Here is a 17,593-nt window from a genome sequence, read left to right as displayed (position 1 = left end):
TGTGTGCCACTGGGTGGATGAGATGTGCGACACTGGGTGGATGAGATGTGCGAGTTAGTTGGTTCCGATGTCGGTGGCGATAGCGGTGTCGGTGTCGGTGCCGATATCGATGCCGATGTCGGTTTCCGTTTCCGTTTCCGTTTCCGTTTCCGTTTCCGTTTCCGTTTCCGTTTCCGTTTCCGTTTCCGTTTCCGTTTCCGTTTCCGTTTCCGTTTCCGTTTCCGTTTCCGTTTCCGTTTCCGGTGCCGATGTCGACGTCAGTACCGTTCCCAATTACTCGAGGACGACCAGCGTATCGCCCATGTCGACGCTCTGACCTTCCTCGACGGCTACCTGCGAGACGGTTCCGCCCGTCGAGGCGACGATGTCGTTTTCCATCTTCATCGCTTCCAGGACGACGACGACGTCACCAGCGGCGACCTCGTCGCCCTCCGCGACCTCGACGGCGAGGATGGTTCCCTGCATCTCGGCGTCGACGCGTTCGCCGTCGCCCTGAATCTCGACGTCGCTGCTGGAGTCGTCACTGCTGGCTGATTGTGGCGGTCCGCCGGCGGTGCTCGACCCCCCGTTGCTGGCCGCCTGCGGAATTTCGCCGCTGCGATCCTCGAGGTTGACATCGAAGCGTTTCCCGTTCACCTCGACGGTAAACTCGCGTTCGACGACCGTCTCGTCCGCGCTGGCGCCAGTGCCAGTGGACTCTTCACTCCCCCACTGTTCCTGGGCCTGTTCGATCCTGGACGGCTCGAGTTCGTTGTCCAGGTACTTCGTGGTGTGTCGGCCCTCGACGAACATCTCGTCGGTCAGCATCAGGCGGTGGAACGGGACGATGGTCGTGATGCCCTCGATCTCGTATTCTCGCAGGGCGCGAAGCGAGCGTTCGATACACTCCTCGCGGTCTTCGCCCCAGACGATGAGTTTGGCGATCATCGAGTCGTAGTCGGTGACGAGTTCGTCACCCTGGCTGAGGGCGTCGTCCAGGCGGACGCCGATTCCTCCTGGTGGGTTGTAGGTCGTCAGCGTCCCCCCAGAAGCCGGTTGGAAGTCCTTCGCTGCGTTCTCGGCGTTGATACGGAACTCCATCGCGTGGCCGTCGATCTCGACATCGTCCTGCTCGAAGTCGAGTTCCTCGCCTGCGGCGACCCGGATCTGGCGCTTGACGATGTCGAGGCCGGTGATCTCCTCGGTCACACAGTGTTCGACCTGGATGCGGGTGTTGACCTCGAGGAAGTAGAAGTTCGCGTCGGCCCCCAGGACGCTCTCGCGCCCGAGTTGTTCCTCGACGAGGAATTCGACGGTACCGGCGTTCGTGTAGTCGGCGGCGGCGACCCCGCGACGAGCGGCCTCGCCGATCTGTTCGCGCAGTTCGTCCGACAGCGCGGGCGATGGGCCTTCTTCGATGACCTTCTGGTGACGGCGCTGGAGTGAACAGTCGCGCTCGCCCAGGTGACGCACGTTGCCGTGCTCGTCGGCGATGATCTGGACCTCGATGTGGCGGGGCTTTTCGAGGTAGCGCTCGAGGTAGACCGAGTCGTTGCCGAAGTAGGCTTCGCCCTCACGCTGGGCGCTCTCGAGTTGGTCGTCGACCTCGCTCTCGTCCTCGACGACCTTCATGCCGCGGCCGCCGCCACCACCTTCGGCCTTGATCGCGATCGGGTAGCCGTGTTCGTCGCCGAAGGCGCGGACCTCGTCAGGGTCGGTAACGGGGTCGGTGGTGCCGGGCACGATGGGCACGTCGGCCTCGTGCATGATCGTTCGGGCCTTGGTCTTCTCGCCGAGGCTCTCCATGGCCGAGCTCGAGGGGCCGATCCAGGTGATTCCCTCTACTTCCTCGACTTTGGCGGCGAACTCGGCGTTTTCGGCGAGGAAGCCGTAGCCGGGGTGGATTGCGTCGGCATCGGCCTTTTTCGCGGCCTCGATGACTGCCTCGTGATCGAGGTAGGAGTCGGCCGCGCGAGCGGGGCCGACGTTGTAGGCTTCGTCGGCGTAGCGGACGTGACCACCGTGTTTGTCGGCGTCGGAGTAGACGGCGACGGTCCCAACGTTCAATTCCTCACAGGCCCGCATGACTCGTACCGCGATCTCGCCGCGGTTCGCGACCAGAACCTTCCTGAACATTCCTGTTCGAATCGACGGAAGGGGCCTACCTTACTTTTTCGCAACGGAACGAGTCAGCGGTGAAACGGATTCGTGTTAACACACCCCTCCCCGGCGTGGCAGACGCCAAGCGTTCACCGTGCGAATTTTCGCCACGGGACGAGTATTTCGCTCGAAATGTCGTCTGTCTGTGCGAGACGAACGACGCGAGTGCTGTCGGAAACGATCGATTCGCCCAAACGATCGATTCGCCCGTTCGACGGAGAATTCACGCACACCGATACTGGGTTACGTTCGGACGGCCGGTACAGTAGACGACGACTCCTCGCCCTGACGGGACTGATCGAATCGTTACGCCCCCCCAATCTCGAGTACGTAACGAAGAAAGACACGAGACGCCCGCAACGGCCTCAGAATCGACCGGTGCGGCCGGCCGCAGCCCAGGGGTTCGTCGGCGCTCGAGTCGGGACGCGAACGGTTCGGCTCTGCTGGGCGTCGATCCGGCCGGCGAACGACCAGCGCTTGCCGTCCCAGGTCTCCTCGTCGTCGGTCTGGGCGGCCGCCGCCTCGAGGTCCCGGAGGTGGGCGCCGATCGCTGCGACGATGGCCGCGGCCTCCTCGCTGGTGGCGTCCGCCGGGAGGGTAATCGAGACGTCTTTTTCGAGGCCGAGGTCGAGTTCAGCGCCGAAGTCGGCGTCGTCATCGAGTGCCGTTCCCTCGACCGGTTCGTCATCCTCGGTCTCGGTTTCGGTCTCCGTCTCGAGCGCCTCGGAGTCGTTCGCCGTCATCACAGGGGGATGTTCCCGTGTTTCTTGTCGGGCGTGTCTTCGCGTTTAGTCTCGAGCATCTCGAGGTCCCGGATCAGCCGTGGGCGGGTTTCGGTCGGACGGATCACGTCGTCCAGGAAGCCCTTGTCGGTGGCGGTGTAGGGATTGGCGAACTCCTCGCGGTACTCTTCGATGAGTTCCTCGCGCAGGGCGTCCGGGTCGTCGGCCTCGGCGAGTTCCTTGCGGTAAAGGATGTTGACCGCGCCCTTCGGCCCCATGACAGCAATTTCGGCCGTCGGCCAGGCGTAGTTGATGTCCGCGCCGAGGTTCTTCGAGGCCATCACGCAGTAGGCGCCGCCGTAGGCTTTGCGGGTGATGACCGTCAGGAGAGGAACGGATGCCTCCGAGAACGCATAGAGCAGTTTTGCTCCGTGGCGGATGATCCCGCGGTGTTCCTGGTCGGTCCCGGGCATGTAGCCGGGCACGTCGACGAAGGTCACGATGGGGATGTTGAACGAATCGCAGAAGCGGACGAACCGGGACGCCTTCATCGAGGCGTCGACGGTGAGCGTGCCGGCGTTGACCCGCGGCTGGTTCGCGACGACGCCGACCGACCGACCGTCGAGTCGTGAGAAGCCGACGACGATATTTTTCGCGTAGTTCTCGGCCACCTCGAAGAACGAGCCCTCGTCCATCACCGTCTCGATGACGTCGGTCATGTCGTAGGGCTTCTGGGGACTGTCGGGGACGATGGACTCGAGGGCCTCGTCCCGACGGTCGGGGTCGTCCCACGGCTCCACCCGCGGGGGGTCCTCGACGTTGTTCTGCGGGAGGTACGAGAGCAGTCGCCGGATGTCATCCAGGGCCTGCTCTTCGGATTCACAGGCGAACTGGGCGACGCCCGTCTTGTTCGCGTGCGTGAGCGCCCCGCCGAGTTCCTCGTGGGTGACGTCCTCGCCGGTGACGGTCTTCGTGACGCCGGGCCCGGTGATGTACATGTGGCTCGAGTCCTCGACCATGAAGATGAAGTCCGTGATCGAGGGAGAGTAGACCGCGCCCCCGGCACACGGCCCCATGATCGAGGAAATCTGGGGGATGACGCCGCTGGCTTGCTGGTTCCGGCGGAAGATTTCGGTGAATCCGGCGAGACTCTTGACGCCCTCCTGGATGCGGGCGCCCGCAGAGTCGTTCAGGCCGACGATGGGGGCACCGACCTCCATCGCCATGTCCATCACCTTCGTCACCTTCTCGGCGAAGACTTCGCCCAGAGAACCACCGAAGACGGTAAAGTCGTGGGCGAAGACGAAGACGTTCCGTCCGTCGACCTCGCCGTAGCCGGTGACGACGCCGTCGCCGAGGACCTTGCGCTCTTCCATCCCGAAGTTGCGCTCCTCGTGGGTTCGGAGCTGGTCGAACTCGGTGAAGGTGTCGTCGTCGAGGAAGTACTCGATGCGCTCTCGCGCGGTCATCTTTCCCTTCTCGTGCTGGCGTTCGATTCGCTCTTCACCGCCCCCGAGCAGCGCTTCCTCGCGCATGGACTCGAGTTCCTCGATACGCTCTTCCATCGTCATCGGTCGTTCCACCCGTGGCCGCTCATTGCCCGAGGGAACGACCAGGGGCACAAAAAGCGTTCTGGGATGGTCCCTTGCGGGTTGTGTCGCCGATTGGCGCCGTACCTCTCGGTGTGTCACCAAACAACTTCACCGATCGGAACACCGCCAATTCCACGTCTATCATGAATTTACCGCCGGTGATCGTCGGGAGGAAGCCCTATTTTCGTCGAAACCCCGTGATATATCGGAACGTGATCAATTTCACGCATAAAGTCTTTGTATCCCCCGCGATATCAAGAAGCATGGTACAGAAGCTACCACGACGAAAGGTGCTAACCGGTATCGGTGCAGCAGGTGCACTCGGCATTGCTGGCTGTCTCGACGGACAGGGAGACGGCAATGGTGGGAACGGCAACGGCAATGGAAATGGCAACGGCAACGGTGGCGCTGAAGTCGACTACGATGGAACCGTTCGATACGGGGTCTTGATGCCCGAGACGGGCGACCTCGGCAGTCTCGGTGGGACGATGCGTGACGGGGCGTTGCTGGTCGAACGCCAGCTCAGTGGCTCCCTCGACTTCGACGTCCAGACGGGCGACACGGAAACGGATCCCTCCGCCGGCCAGTCGTCGGCACAGAACCTCGTCGACAGCGGGATGCCCGCGGTCGTTGGCCCGGCCGCCTCGAACGTCAACCTGCAGGTGACTCGTCAGGTCTTCATCCCGAACCAGGTCGTCGGCATGTCGCCCTCGTCGACCGCACCGGCGGTCACGGACCTCGAGGACGACGGCTTCATCTTCCGGACGTGTCCGAGTGACGCACTCCAGGGCCCCGTCATGGCCCAGGTCGTCTCGGAGGACCTGGAGGGAACTTCGACTGCGACCCTGTATCTGAACGACGACTACGGGCAGGCACTCGAAAATTCGTACGTCAATGCGTTCGAGGAGGAGGGCGGCGAGGTGACGAACCGCGTCTCGTTCGAGGCCGAACAGTCCACGTACAGTTCACAGCTCGGTGACGCCCTCGCCGACGAGCCGGACGTGCTGATGGTCGTCGGCTTCCCACAGTCCGGCATTACGCTCTTCCGCGATTACTACAGCGACTACGCGGATGACTGGGACGGCTCCATCATCGTCCCCGACGGCCTCATCGATTCGGAACTACCGGGCGAAGTCGGGAACGAAATGGAAGACGTCTGGGGTACCGCACCGAGTGCCGCCGGTCCTGGAGCGGACTTCTTCGCCGACCAGTACGAAGAGGAGTTCGGCTCCGCTCCGGAAGTCTTCAACGCCCAGGCCTACGACGCGGCCGCGGTCATCACCCTCGCGACGATCGCCGCGGGCGGTGACGAGGCCGACGGCACGGCGGTCCGTGACGCCATTCCCGAGGTTGCGAACCCCGAAGGAACCGAGTACGGGCCGAGCGAACTCGCCGACGCCGCCGCCGCAGTTGCCGACGGTGAGGAGATCAACTACGTTGGCGCCTCCTCCCCCGTCGACTTCGACGACAATGGAGACATGGTGAGCGTCGCCTACGACGTCATGCGGTACCAGGGTGGCGGTATCGAGGTTCAGGACACGATCGACTTCGAAGCGGAATAGGGTCGATCGGACGCAGTCGATTTTTTGACGTTTGTCGATGCTCCGACTCGAGTAGCGGCTATTGCGATTTCGATATGCACGTTCGAGAAATCACGATACTGGATCCGCCTCCGAGAAACCACGATACTGAATCCGCCTTCGAGAAAGAGTAATCCCACGAAACGCCGAAAGGAGTAATTCGTCGATTGCCGGGAACCGATTACCCGCCGAGGAACTGCTGACGCACCTCGTCGTCGGCCAGCAATCGATCCCCGGTGTCGGTGTAACTGTTTTCGCCCTGTGCGAGCACGTAGCCCCGGTCACAGTGTCTGAGAGCAGTCTTGGCGTTCTGTTCGACCATCAGGATTGCCGTCCCGTCGTCGTTGATCCGATCGATCCGGTCGAACATGTCCTGGACGAGGTCCGGAGCAAGCCCGGCCGACGGCTCGTCGAGCAACAGCAGATCTGGATCGAGCATCAGGGCTCGCCCCATTGCGACCATCTGGCGCTGTCCGCCGGACATCGTCCCGGCTTTCTGCTCGCGACGCTCCCGAAGCACCGGGAACCGTTCGTAGACGGCCTCGAGTCGATCCTCGGGCACCGAGTCGAGGATGTACGCGCCCATCTCGAGGTTCTCCTCGACGGTGAGCGTGCCGAAGATGTTCCCGTTCTGGGGGACGTAGCTGATGCCCTTGTGGATAATCTCTTCGGGGGCGAGGGGGTGAATCTCCTCGTCCTGGAAGGTGATCGACCCGCCCATGTACGCCGTCAGGCCGAATACCGACTTCATGAGCGTCGACTTACCGGCACCGTTCGGGCCGACGATGGTGACGTACTCCCCCTCGCCGACGTCAAGGTCGACGTCGGTCAGGATCTGGAGGTCGCCGTAGCCAGCGTCGAGGTCCCGAACGGAGAGGATCGTCTTCTCGGGGACTGTCGCCAGCGGGTCCCGGAGTGCGGAGACCCCGTTGCTACCGCTATCACCGTCCGCGCTCGGTTCGGTCGATCGGTTCGTCTCGGTTTCGGCCGTCTGTGTCTGTGACTCTGGCTGATCGGCGCTCATACGTCCATCTCCCCCAGGTACGCCTGGATAACCCGTTCGTTGCTCTGGACCGCTGCCGGTTCGCCTTCGGCCAGCACCGATCCCTGGTGCATCACGATCACGTGTTCGCAGTTCTCCATGATGACGTCCATGTCGTGCTCGACGAGCAGGAACGTGTACCCCTGCTCTCGGAGTTCGTGAACCCGATCGAGCAGTTTCTCCTCAAGCGTCGGGTTGACGCCCGCGAGCGGTTCGTCGAGCAATAGCATATCCGGATCGGTCATCAACGCCCGGGCCATCTCGAGGAGTTTTCGCTGGCCGCCCGAGAGCGTTCCCGCCTGCGTGTGAGCGATGTGATCGATTTCGAAGAAGTCGAGCATCTCCCAGACCCGGTCACGGATCTCGATTTCCTGTTCGACGACCTCTCCGCGGACGCCCGGCGTCACCGACCGCCACAGCGATTCGCCGAGTTGCCCCTGTGGGGCGAGCATGAGGTTCTCCAGGACGGTCATCTCCTCGAGTTCGCGAGCGATCTGGAACGTTCTGACGAGGCCCTTGTTGGCGACCTGGTCGGGGCGGAGGCCCGTGATGTCCTCGCCCTGGAAGCTGACCGTCCCCGAGTCGGGCGTGTGCGCGCCAGCGATGCAATTGAACGTCGTCGATTTGCCGGCCCCGTTCGGCCCGATGAGCCCGGTGAGCGATCCGGCTTCGACCTCGAAGGTCGCGTCGTCGACGGCGACGATGCCGCCGAAGGTCTTTCGAAGGTTCTCGATCCGGAGCGGGACGTCGGTTGCCGGTTCGGACTGGTCCCCGGCCGTCGCCTCCGTCCCCGCGGCTCGAGCCGCGTCGTCCGCGTCGGTACTGGTTGTATCACTCATCGTGGTCACCCCCCGTGGTCCCGGCACGGGTGTCGCGGTCGAGTCCAACTGCAGCCGCCGATTCGGTTCGGTGGCCGAGCATCCCTTCTGGACGCTGTTGCATGATGACGATGAGTACGACGCCGAGCAGGATAAATCGGAACGACGAAATGTTGTCGACCAGGAACGCCAGGAGCGGAGCGAAGTTGAAGACGGCAAGCGGTTCGACCGCGCCGGCGAACGTCCCCGGTGGCACTCCGAGGTCGACTGCGCTCGAGACGATGTTGCCGAGGGTTCGTGGCCCCTCGAACAGGAGTCCGACGAAGAGGATCGATCCGATGACGCTACCAGTGTTCGATCCCGACCCGCCGATGATGACGGCAATGAACACGTAGAAGGTGACGATGGGTCGGAAGGAGTCCGGACTGACGTAGCTCTGGGAGCCCTGCCAGAGGATACCGCCGAGTCCCATCAGGGCACACCCGAGCATGAACACCTTGATCTTGAACCAGCGGGTGTCCTTGCCGAGTGACTGTGCGACGAGTTCGTCCTCGCGAATCGCCTTGAGGACCCGTCCGAACGGGGAGTTCCCCACCCGGGCCAGGAGCCAGTAGATGGCGACGACGAACACGGCCATCACGAGAACCCAGGCGGCGCGTTGAGCCAGCGTGTTGTTGGCCGCGTAGTAGGTCTCGACCAGGCCATCGGTGGGGCGGGCGGGAAGGTCCGTCCCGCTGCCGCCGCCGGTTCCGAACCCGAAGGTCGCCACCGTCCAGTCCGAGAGATTCTTTGAGTTGGCCGTGAGCCGGATAATCTCGGATAGGCCGAGGGTTACGATTGCGAGGTAGTCAGCGCGTAGCCGAAGCGCCGGAACCGCGGCGATGAGGCCGACGAGCGCGGCGACGATCATGCCCGCAATGATGCCGATCGGAAGCGGGAGGCCCAGTCCCTGGCCAGAAATCGCGTCAGGCGGCGTCGACACCACTGACATGGTGTAGACGCCAACGGCCATGAACCCGGCGACGCCGATGTTGAACAGGCCAGTGTACCCCCACTGGAGGTTGAGGGCCAGTGCCAGCACGGCGTAGGCGGCGAACAGGAACGACAACCGTGTGTACCGGGATTTGAGCGCTCCCATACCGTCACCCGAGATGAGCGTAAAGATGGCAAACAGCGCATATACGCCGAGGAGCGTGAGCAGGACGAGCCGGAAGTCAGTCGCTGCCACCTCCCGGGCCAACACGCCCCGAACGTCGGTCGGCTCGTCGGCGCCGGACGATCCGCCGCTTTCTTGTTCGACGCTCATGCGGTCGTCACCCCGCCGAAGATGCCCTGCGGACGGTAGAGCAGGACAAGGATCATGATGACGAACGCCGCGGCGGCGTTGAAGTCCGAGGGAATCCAGATGAGCGACACCTCGTGAACGAAGCCGATGACGAAGCCACCGGCGATGGCGCCGTAGATGGAACCGATCCCGCCGAGAATGACCGCGGCGAAGATGAACAGCAGGAGGAACCAGCCGAGGTTGAACTCGATCGTCCCGCGCTCGAGGACGTACAGGTAGCCGGAAATGCCGGCGAGTGCCCCGCCGATGACCCAGGTCGCCGTGACTACGCGCTCGGTCGGAATCCCCGTGACGAGCGCGAGGTCCTTGTTGTCTGCCATCGCGCGCATCGCCTTGCCGAGTTTCGTCCGCTGGAGCATGAGGTGCATCCCGAGCATCAACCCGACGGCGACGATGACCAGCGACGCCTCGTGAAGGTCGACCGAGAGGCTGAGAATTTCCGCGTCGACGTCCCGAGTCGACGTGACACCGCGGTTAGTTCCGTCGTAGACGAGCTGGATCACGTAGCGAAGCGCGAGCGCGGCTCCGATGCTGGCGATCAACAGCGAAATGCCGCCCCGTCCGCGCATCGGCTTGTAGACGAGTCGGTCGATCGCGACGGCGACGATCACGGTGGCGACCGCGGCGACGGCGACACCGAGTAAGATACCGAGCGGCGCTTCCACGATGGAGGCGCCGATCTCGTTGACGTTCTCTCCGCTCCCCGATCGGACCAGCAACAGATACCCCGTATCTGCCGTACCCCACCCAGCGACCAGCAGCGCTGCCCCCCAGCCGGTGAACGCACCAGTGGTCACCAGGTCACCGTGAGAGAAGTTCGCGAAGTTGAGAATGCTGTACGTCATCGAGAGTCCGATACCGGCGAGCCCGAAAATGAGGCCGACCACAATTCCGTTCCAGATGAGACCTCTGAACCGACCGAACGTGAGCGTCCCACCGAACGTTCGGCTGCCGGTCAACGGAATCTCGATCCCTGCAAGACGGGCGATCAGGTCGAGTGCCAGTAACACCCCCGCAATAATCGCCACGAACAGAAGCGGTTGCTCCCGTATACGGGCTCCCCAAGTAATTGATTCTGAACCTCCCATGTGTGAAGCTATCAAGTAACCAAGCGAGTGCGGGTATAAATAACTCTTCGGTCTTGTGGCGGTCGATATCACGAGACAGTGTCGGGTTGGCGAACTGTTTACCCGGTTGAAAGGCGTAAACCGCGAACGCCATACACGGTTCGGGCGCGCTCGGTTGCACAACCCTCGAAGTAATTCGACGTCGCCACTCGGTCCATGTAAATGGATCACGCTGACGCCCGACGGACGGTCAAGCCTCGCCGTACACCGGAACGGCCGCGCCGCTGGTCACTGAGGCGCCGTCGCTACAGAGAAACGCCATGACTGCAGCGATGTCGGCCGGGTCGACCCACGAGTCGTGGTCCGCGTCGGGCATCATCTCTCGGTTTGCTGGCGTGTCGATCACGCTGGGGAGGACGCAGTTCACCCTGACCGCCCCGCGGTTTTCCTCGGCCAGCGTCTCGGTCAGGATCTTTACGCCGGCTTTGGTGATCCGATAGGGGCCGTCGCCCGACCCACCCTCGAGCCCCGAGCGCGCGCTCACGTTCACGATGGCACCCCCGGTCTCCTGGAGGTGCGGAAGGGCGTATTTCGACGCCAGGAACGCCGACTTGAGATTGACGTCGACCAGCAGTTCGAACTCCTCGAGCGGCGTCTCCTCGATGTAATTGCCTCCGCGCCAAGTCCCGGCGATGTTCAGCAGGTGGTCGAATCGGCCGTGATCGTCGAGTACCGTCTCGAACAGGGATTCGACGGCCGACTCGTCTGTGAGGTCCGCCTGGTAGAAGTGGGTGTCCGCGTCGGGGTCGAGCTGTGCGTCCTCGTCGTCGGGTTCGACGACGTCGACGGCACAGACAGTTGCGCCCGCGTCCCGAAAGCGGTCGACCGCGGCGCTTCCGAGCGCACCGCTGGCGCCCGTGATGACCGCGACGGTTCCGTCGAACTCGAGTGTCGGTGTCGACATGGGCGACCCGTCCACGCCCAGCCGAATCAAACTAGAGGGCGAGTAGAGTGGGTATCGCACTCGAGGACGAATCGACCAAAGCCGCACTCGAGGGCGAATCGACCAAACTCGAATGTCGGTGAGGAATGGCCGAGGTCGCTCTCGAGGGCGGAACGGCCGAAATCACACTCCGATGCGAAAGACCACGGCGGCAATCGACAGGGCAGACTTCAAGCACGTTCGTCCAGTGTGTCCACACAGGCAATGCGACTCATCGCTCACCGCGGATTCGCCCGGACGGCCCCCGAAAACACGATTGGGGCGATCCAATCGGCAGCTGAGTACGCCGACGCCGTCGAATTCGACGTCCGACGGTGTGGCTCCGGCGAACTCGTCGTCTTCCACGACGACACACTCGAGCGCGTCACCGTCGAGTCCGGCGCCATTGCGGATCGCCCGCTCGAGGAACTGCGAGCGCTCACCGTCCTGGACTCCGAGGATACGATTCCGACGCTAGATGAAGTCCTCGAGGCGCTGCCGCCCTCGCTAGAGGTCAACCTCGAGATGAAGGAACTCGGTATCGCCGCGGACGTACTCGAGGCGCTCGAGGGAGTCGAAAACCGGGTCGTGACGACCTCGTTTCTCCACCCGGAACTCCGACGAATACGCGACCTGGATCCCGACCAGCCGACCGGCCTCCTGGCCAGTCGTCATCTCGAACATCCGGTGACGACCGCCATCGAACTCGATTGCGACGTTATCGGGGCAAACTACTGGCGCTGTCTGTTTACTCGGCTGGTACCCCGAGCGAAGGCGCTCGGCCTGGAGGTTCACGCCTGGTCGATCGAACACGAGTTTCTCGCCCGAGCATTGGGATATCGCGGCGTCGATTGTATCTCCGCCGATCGGCCGCTAAATCTGTAGCCGTCGATCCGGGTCTGTGATGGCGGCGTCGAACGGCTCCCCGTGACAGCACCGCTTGTACGGCCTCCCGTGACGGCACCGCTCGCACACCCCGTTCTCGAGAGGCACACAGCCCCTAACTCCGGGCTACTCGACGTGATAGTTCACCACGTGCTCGGGGGCGGCGCTCGAGGCGGGTTCGTCGCTCGTCACCTCGTCCTTGCGTTCGTCGCTGTCGTCCGACTCGAGGGTGACCCCCAGTCTCTCCTGACCAGGGTCCGGCAATATATCCGAGACCGTCTCGACGTGGTCGGCGATCGCGCTCGGTCGCTCCTCAGCGACCCGTTCCAGACAACCGAGGAGGCGATTCGTCGTCTCATCGTCCAGCGAATTGGACGATTCCGAGAGAAACTCGACGACCCCCGGTACCGACGGGGCCACGTCGTCCGGCGACTCGGCGGCCAACTGCTCGAGGCAGTAGGCGACGTCACGGTGGACGTCGGGGGTCGACGCTCCGAGCATCGACCGGAGAACCGGCACCGTCGGCAAGCAAGTCGACGGATTCGTGTCGACAGTTCGGCACACGGTTGCCACGCCCCGTTCGCGTACCGCTGGATCTGGATCGCTGAGCCTCGCGACGACGGCTCCGAGATCGAACGATGCGTCTCCTCCCGTGGGACTTCCGTCCCCGTCCCCGTCCCCCGACATGTACGATTGGACACCTGCGACAACGAGAGCATAAGTATTGTGGCCGACCGAGCTCCCACCGACTCGAGCGATATTACTACACCACTGAATAATACCACTAAATTATATCCCGATGCAGCACGGACTCCCCTACGATGGCGTTTAGCGACCAGCTACTCGAAACCGGCACCCCGATCTGGGAAGCTCAACAGACCCACCCCTTCGTGCGAGAGCTCGCGGCGGGAACGCTCGCAGATGAGGCGTTCCGCGCGTGGGTACGTCAGGACTACCGGTACTTGCTCGATTACGCGCGAACCTTCTCGATTGCAGGATCGAAGGCGCGAGACCCTGACACGCGGGCGCACTTGCTCTCGGTCGCGCACTCGATCCTGGACGACGAACTGGAGTTACACCGCTCGTTCGCCGCGGAGTACGGCCTCTCGCGAGCGGACCTCGAGGCAACCGAGAAGGCGCCGACGTGCGTCGCGTACACGAACTTCCTCCTCCGGACGGCCTACGAGGGGTCGATCGCCGAAATTGCCGCTGCGATTTACCCCTGCGGGCAGGGCTACCTCGACATCGCGGCCCACATGGACGGCCTCGCAATGGAAGAGCACCGCTACACGCCGTTCATCGAGAAGTACACGAGCGACGAGTTTCACGACTCGGTCGCCTGGATGCGCGCGTTCGTCGACCGCTGTGGCGAACGGTATCCGGGCGAACGCGAGGCGATGGAACGCGCGTTCCTGACGAGTGCGAAACTCGAGTACCGGTTCTGGGAGATGGCCTACCACCGGGAAGACTGGGGGCTGTCGGAAGCGACCGAAGGACGAAACCGCGTGGACTCGCAGTAACCTATCAGTCGTAACTGGAACCTATCAGTCGTGACCGGACACGCAAACCGGCTCGTACGGCTCCTCGAGGTACTCGATGTCCGAACGCGAGAGCGAGACGTCGAGCGCCTCGACGGCCTGCTCCAGGTGCTCGACGCTCGTCGTGCCGACGATCGGCGCGTCGACCCACTCCTGGTGGAGGAGCCACGCCAGCGACACCTGGGCCATCGTGAGCCCTTTGTCCTCGGCCAGTTCCTCGACACGTTCGTTGATCTCACGGCCGCCACCCTCGCGGTACGGGTGGGCGTACAGCTGTTCCTCGGCATCGCCGCGGGTCGTCGTATCAACCCGTTCGTCCGGGCGGGTCAGGTAGCCGCGAGCCAGTGGCGACCAGGGGAGGACGCCAATCACCTTCTTCTGACACAGCGGTAGCATCTCTCGTTCTTCCTCGCGGTAAACGAGGTTGTAGTGGTTCTGCATCGTGACGAACCGGTCGAGGCCCAGTCGGTCGCTCGCGTGCAACGCGTCCGCGAACTGGTGGGCCCACATCGAGGAAGCGCCCAGGTACCGAACCTGATTTCGCCGGACCGCGTCGTCGAGCGTCCGGAGGGTCTCCTCGATCGGCGTGTCCTCGTCCCAGCGGTGGATCTGGTAGAGGTCGATCGTGTCCATCCCCAGCCTGTCGAGGCTGGCCGTCAGTTCCTGCTCGATGGCCTTCCGCGAGAGTCCGCCCGAGTTCGGGTCGTCCTCGTCCATCTGGAAGTAGCACTTCGTGGCGACGACCGACCGGTCGCGGTGCCCCTCGAGGGCGTTCCCCAGAATCCGTTCGGACTCGCCCCGTGAGTACATGTTCGCCGTGTCGAAGAAGGTGATCCCGAGGTCGATCGCTCGCTCGATGATCTCGCGGCTCTCCTCCTCGTCGAGCACCCACGGTCGCCAATCGCTCGAGCCGAAGCTCATACACCCGAGACAGAGGCGGCTGACGTCCATGCCGGTCGAGCCGAGGGTCGTGTACTCCATGCGGGATGATCGACTATCGGGGCCAAATAGCCACTCGTTTCAGACGATGCCGCGAGCCAGCGACCCAAGTATGGGGAGTCCGAGTGCCGCACCGACGGTGAGGTAGATGGCGGGCGCCATCTCGAGTGCCGGGCCTCGACCACTACCGAGCACGAACGCGAAGACGACGAGCACGACGAGGCCGAATCCGAGGCCGTAGCCGAGCGCTCGCAGGAGGCTCCGTGCGACGAGGCCGACGAGAACGCCCCCGGCGACGAGGCCGATCCAGTGGAACCACGAGAGGACGAGACCGAGGCCGACGGCGAGGAGCAGGGCGAGGAGGTGAATCGAGCGTTCGGTTCGAACTCGAGCCAACGTCGGTCGGACCGTCGTCGCCGTCTCGTCTCTACTCTCCGAAGCCGTCATCGCTCCACCCCCTCGAACCGCGTCGCCGTCTCGCCGGCGGCCTCGAGGTCCATCGGCTTGTACTCGCCGTCGGCCCACCGCCCGAACTGGTCGTCGTAGTGGGCCGAGAAGTAGTCGCCCGAGTTCCCACCGGGGAGGATTGCCCAGGCTTCGTCACCGGGTTCGACCACCATCCGCCAGCTGGCGCCGACGGCACTCTCGACGCGGTAGTTGTCGACCGTCGCCCGGGACCCGTCGGTCGGTCGCTCGTCGTAACTGAGAAACGGCGCCTCGCTGCCAAAGGGGTGCCCGATGGGCCCGGTGGTATTCCAGTCGCCGTAGGTATCCCACCCTTCGGCCTCGAGTTCCTCGAGGGTCGTCTCGAGCGCCTCGACGAGAATCACCTCCCGCGAGCGGCCCTCGAAGACTGGGCTCTCGGCGGGCAGCGTCGCGACGATCCAGTCGTTCGGGTAGTACTCGGAACCGAGGTCGGCGGGGTCGAAGATCGGCTCGAGGACACCCTCCCGGAGGTGCTCGAACCAGCGGGCGAACAGCAGGGCCCCGCGGGAGTCGCGCACCATCTCGTACTCCGGACCCCAGTCCTCGAGCGTTTCGAGGGCGTCCTCGAATTGGTTGAGATCGTCGACCGTCCCGTCCTCGAGTGCCGCGGTTCCGATGTCGAGCAAGTCGGGAACCGTGTCGACGGCGCGCTCGTCGCGACGGTCGGTCTGGAGGTCGCGATGGTAGGCGACGTCGGTTGCCAGGCCCTCGTCGGCCGCGGCATCGAGCACGTCGTAGATTCGTCTACCACGATAAGGCATCGCGAAGGCGGTACCGAGGTAATGCTCGGGGTCGTCCGCGGTCCGCTGATTCGCCGTCGCCAGCAGGTCGGGATCGATCGCCGCGGGCTGTTCCTCGAAGGGGACGAACCCGTCGGCTTCCCAATCGGAGACGTCGTAGGGCTCGTAGCCTTCCCACTCGCCTTTGCCCGCGGAACCGTCGAAAACGCGATTTCCAGCGATCGGTTCGCCGCTCGAGCCGTCGCCCTCCCGACGGATCGGCAACTGGCCGACGGCGACGTACAGCGTCCGTCCGTCCGCGTCCGCGTACACGAGGTTCTGTGTCGGCACATCGAACCGGCTGGCGGCCTCGAGCGCGTCGTCGACGCCCTCGCTGACCGTCAGGTCGTAGACGGCCTCGGTCGTCCGTGTCGCGCTGAGTCCGGTCCAGGCGACGCCGACCGTCTCGCCCTCGCGTTCGAGCAGGGGGCCATGGACGGTCTTTCTGACGGTGATCGACCGATTCTCGCCGCCGGAGACGGCGATTTCGCGCTCCTCGGTCTCAAACTCTCGCCACTCGCCCCGATACCGGTAGCGCTCGTTCTCGTCGTCTATCTCGTAGGTGTAACAGTCCAGGACGTCCGCGCCGACGTTCGTGAAGCCCCAACCGGCGGCCTCATTGGCACCGATGATGACGAAGGGGACGCCCGGGAACGTCACCCCGCGAACCGAGGCTTCCGGAGTCTCGACGTGCTGTTCGTACCACAGCGGCGGTGTCATCAACTGGAGGTGCGGATCGTTCGCGACGACGGGCGTCCCGCTCTCGGTGTGCTCGCCCGAGACCAGCCAGCTGTTCGAGCCGACGCCGGGCGGCGACTCGAATCGCGAGAGCCACGTCGCCAGGGAGGGGGTACTCGAGTCGCGGGCGTCCGCGGTGCGGTCGGTCCCGGGTTCGTCGTCGCCGGCGTCTGGACCGTCCTCGCCTGTACGGACGCCTCGAAGCTCTCCCAGGTCGTCGACGTGTTCCGGACCAGTTCGCAGTACTGGCGTGTCGTGGTCCATCCGCTCGGGGAACAGCGCCTCGAGAATCGCCGGGTCGAGCCGATTTTCGAGCACCCGGCGTCGAAGCGCGCTGAAGTTCCCCGTGAGCGTCCAGGCGATCTGTTTCTCCATCAAGAGCGTGTCGGCGGGCACCCACGGGTCCGGCTCGAACTCGAGCAGTTCGAACTCGAGCGGGAGCGTCGTGCCCTCGAGCGCCGCGTTCACGCCGTCGGCGTAGGCCTCGATGAGCGACCCGGCGTGGGTCTCCTCGAGGGCGTTCCAGGTTGCCTCGGCGGCTCCAGCGAAGTCCATCCGGACGTGGAACTCGTCGCTCTCGAGAGTGGCCTCGCCGACGACGGCCGACAGTTCGCCTCGCATCTGTCGACGCTGGAGGTCGAGCTGGAAGCCGCGGTCGAACCCGTGGAGGTGGCCGACGGCGAAGTACGCCGCCCGCTCGTCGTTCGCCTCGACGTGGGGAACGCCCTCGTCGTCGATTCGAACGGTCGCGTCGCCGTAGGGACTCTCGACGCGTTCCGGGCGTTCCCGGTCGGCGGCGTTCCAGGCGGACCCCGAAAGCGGCGCGAACTGCTCGAGGAGGTCGCCCGCGGACGAGAGTGAGAGGCCGGCGACGCCCGCGAGGACGGCCACGGCGAGCGCGCCCCGTCGCGTCATTCCTTCGTTCACGGCCGGTGACATTC

The 17,593-nt window shown here is 64.1% G+C and carries 16 protein-coding genes; 3 read left to right on the top strand and 13 right to left on the bottom strand.

The window, feature by feature from the left end:
• Window positions 1–54: 54 nt before the first annotated feature.
• From NGM15_RS05525 to NGM15_RS05510, 4 genes are all read right to left on the bottom strand, one after another.
• Window positions 55–273 (bottom strand): hypothetical protein, encoded by a 219-nt coding sequence (locus tag NGM15_RS05525; protein ID WP_253436341.1) that lies wholly within the window; start codon window positions 271–273, stop codon window positions 55–57.
• Window positions 274–2,115: an acetyl-CoA carboxylase biotin carboxylase subunit gene (locus NGM15_RS05520; RefSeq protein WP_253436338.1), complete on the bottom strand. Its 1,842-nt coding sequence runs from the start codon at window positions 2,113–2,115 to the stop codon at window positions 274–276.
• 389 nt (window positions 2,116–2,504) lie between these two features.
• Entirely contained in the window at window positions 2,505–2,882 is a 378-nt protein-coding gene (locus NGM15_RS05515) for a DUF8022 family protein (RefSeq protein WP_253436335.1), read from the bottom strand.
• Window positions 2,882–4,426, bottom strand: coding sequence for an acyl-CoA carboxylase subunit beta (locus tag NGM15_RS05510; protein WP_253438265.1), 1,545 nt, complete (start codon window positions 4,424–4,426; stop codon window positions 2,882–2,884). The genes NGM15_RS05515 and NGM15_RS05510 overlap by 1 nt, the downstream gene beginning before the upstream one ends.
• Before the next feature lie 290 nt (window positions 4,427–4,716).
• Between NGM15_RS05510 and NGM15_RS05505 the strand changes: the two genes are divergently transcribed.
• Window positions 4,717–6,015 carry an ABC transporter substrate-binding protein gene (locus NGM15_RS05505; protein ID WP_253436332.1) on the top strand — a complete coding sequence of 433 codons (1,299 nt, stop codon included), beginning with the start codon at window positions 4,717–4,719 and terminating at the stop codon, window positions 6,013–6,015.
• Between the two features lie 199 nt (window positions 6,016–6,214).
• Here NGM15_RS05505 and NGM15_RS05500 read toward each other — a convergent pair whose 3' ends face one another.
• The 5 genes from NGM15_RS05500 to NGM15_RS05480 form a co-directional block, all read right to left on the bottom strand.
• On the bottom strand, window positions 6,215–7,057 hold the full coding sequence (locus NGM15_RS05500; protein ID WP_425494470.1) for an ABC transporter ATP-binding protein: 843 nt from the start codon (window positions 7,055–7,057) through the stop codon (window positions 6,215–6,217).
• Window positions 7,054–7,914 (bottom strand): ABC transporter ATP-binding protein, encoded by an 861-nt coding sequence (locus NGM15_RS05495; protein ID WP_253436329.1) that lies wholly within the window; start codon window positions 7,912–7,914, stop codon window positions 7,054–7,056. Before NGM15_RS05495 ends, NGM15_RS05500 begins: the two co-directional genes overlap by 4 nt.
• Complete coding sequence (locus tag NGM15_RS05490) at window positions 7,907–9,199, bottom strand: branched-chain amino acid ABC transporter permease (protein ID WP_253436326.1); 1,293 nt, start codon at window positions 9,197–9,199, stop codon at window positions 7,907–7,909. Before NGM15_RS05490 ends, NGM15_RS05495 begins: the two co-directional genes overlap by 8 nt.
• On the bottom strand, window positions 9,196–10,326 hold the full coding sequence (locus NGM15_RS05485; protein WP_253436323.1) for a branched-chain amino acid ABC transporter permease: 1,131 nt from the start codon (window positions 10,324–10,326) through the stop codon (window positions 9,196–9,198). Before NGM15_RS05485 ends, NGM15_RS05490 begins: the two co-directional genes overlap by 4 nt.
• 229 nt (window positions 10,327–10,555) lie before the next feature.
• Window positions 10,556–11,269, bottom strand: coding sequence for an SDR family oxidoreductase (locus NGM15_RS05480; protein ID WP_253436320.1), 714 nt, complete (start codon window positions 11,267–11,269; stop codon window positions 10,556–10,558).
• A 243-nt stretch (window positions 11,270–11,512) separates the two neighbouring features.
• Between NGM15_RS05480 and NGM15_RS05475 the strand changes: the two genes are divergently transcribed.
• Entirely contained in the window at window positions 11,513–12,172 is a 660-nt protein-coding gene (locus NGM15_RS05475; RefSeq protein ID WP_253436317.1) for a glycerophosphodiester phosphodiesterase, read from the top strand.
• 126 nt (window positions 12,173–12,298) lie between these two features.
• Here NGM15_RS05475 and NGM15_RS05470 read toward each other — a convergent pair whose 3' ends face one another.
• Window positions 12,299–12,673 carry a hypothetical protein gene (locus NGM15_RS05470; RefSeq protein ID WP_253436315.1) on the bottom strand — a complete coding sequence of 125 codons (375 nt, stop codon included), beginning with the start codon at window positions 12,671–12,673 and terminating at the stop codon, window positions 12,299–12,301.
• Window positions 12,674–12,993: 320 nt separating this feature from the next.
• Between NGM15_RS05470 and tenA the strand changes: the two genes are divergently transcribed.
• Window positions 12,994–13,692, top strand: coding sequence for a thiaminase II (gene tenA / locus NGM15_RS05465; RefSeq protein WP_253436312.1), 699 nt, complete (start codon window positions 12,994–12,996; stop codon window positions 13,690–13,692).
• Between the two features lie 24 nt (window positions 13,693–13,716).
• On the opposite strand, the gene NGM15_RS05460 is transcribed toward tenA, so the two are convergent.
• Genes NGM15_RS05460 through NGM15_RS05450 form a run of 3 tightly spaced genes read right to left on the bottom strand, consistent with a single transcriptional unit; the run spans window position 13,717 to window position 17,579 of the window.
• Window positions 13,717–14,691 (bottom strand): aldo/keto reductase, encoded by a 975-nt coding sequence (locus tag NGM15_RS05460; protein ID WP_253436309.1) that lies wholly within the window; start codon window positions 14,689–14,691, stop codon window positions 13,717–13,719.
• 39 nt (window positions 14,692–14,730) lie between these two features.
• Window positions 14,731–15,096, bottom strand: coding sequence for a hypothetical protein (locus NGM15_RS05455; RefSeq protein WP_253436307.1), 366 nt, complete (start codon window positions 15,094–15,096; stop codon window positions 14,731–14,733).
• Entirely contained in the window at window positions 15,093–17,579 is a 2,487-nt protein-coding gene (locus NGM15_RS05450; RefSeq protein WP_425494469.1) for a penicillin acylase family protein, read from the bottom strand. The genes NGM15_RS05455 and NGM15_RS05450 overlap by 4 nt, the downstream gene beginning before the upstream one ends.
• Window positions 17,580–17,593: the final 14 nt, after the last annotated feature.

Origin of the sequence: Natronosalvus halobius, from assembly GCF_024138145.1 — an archaeon.
In the GTDB taxonomy this organism is placed as follows: Archaea; Halobacteriota; Halobacteria; order Halobacteriales; family Natrialbaceae; genus Natronosalvus; species Natronosalvus halobius.
This window is presented reverse-complemented; position numbering and strand designations above follow the sequence as displayed.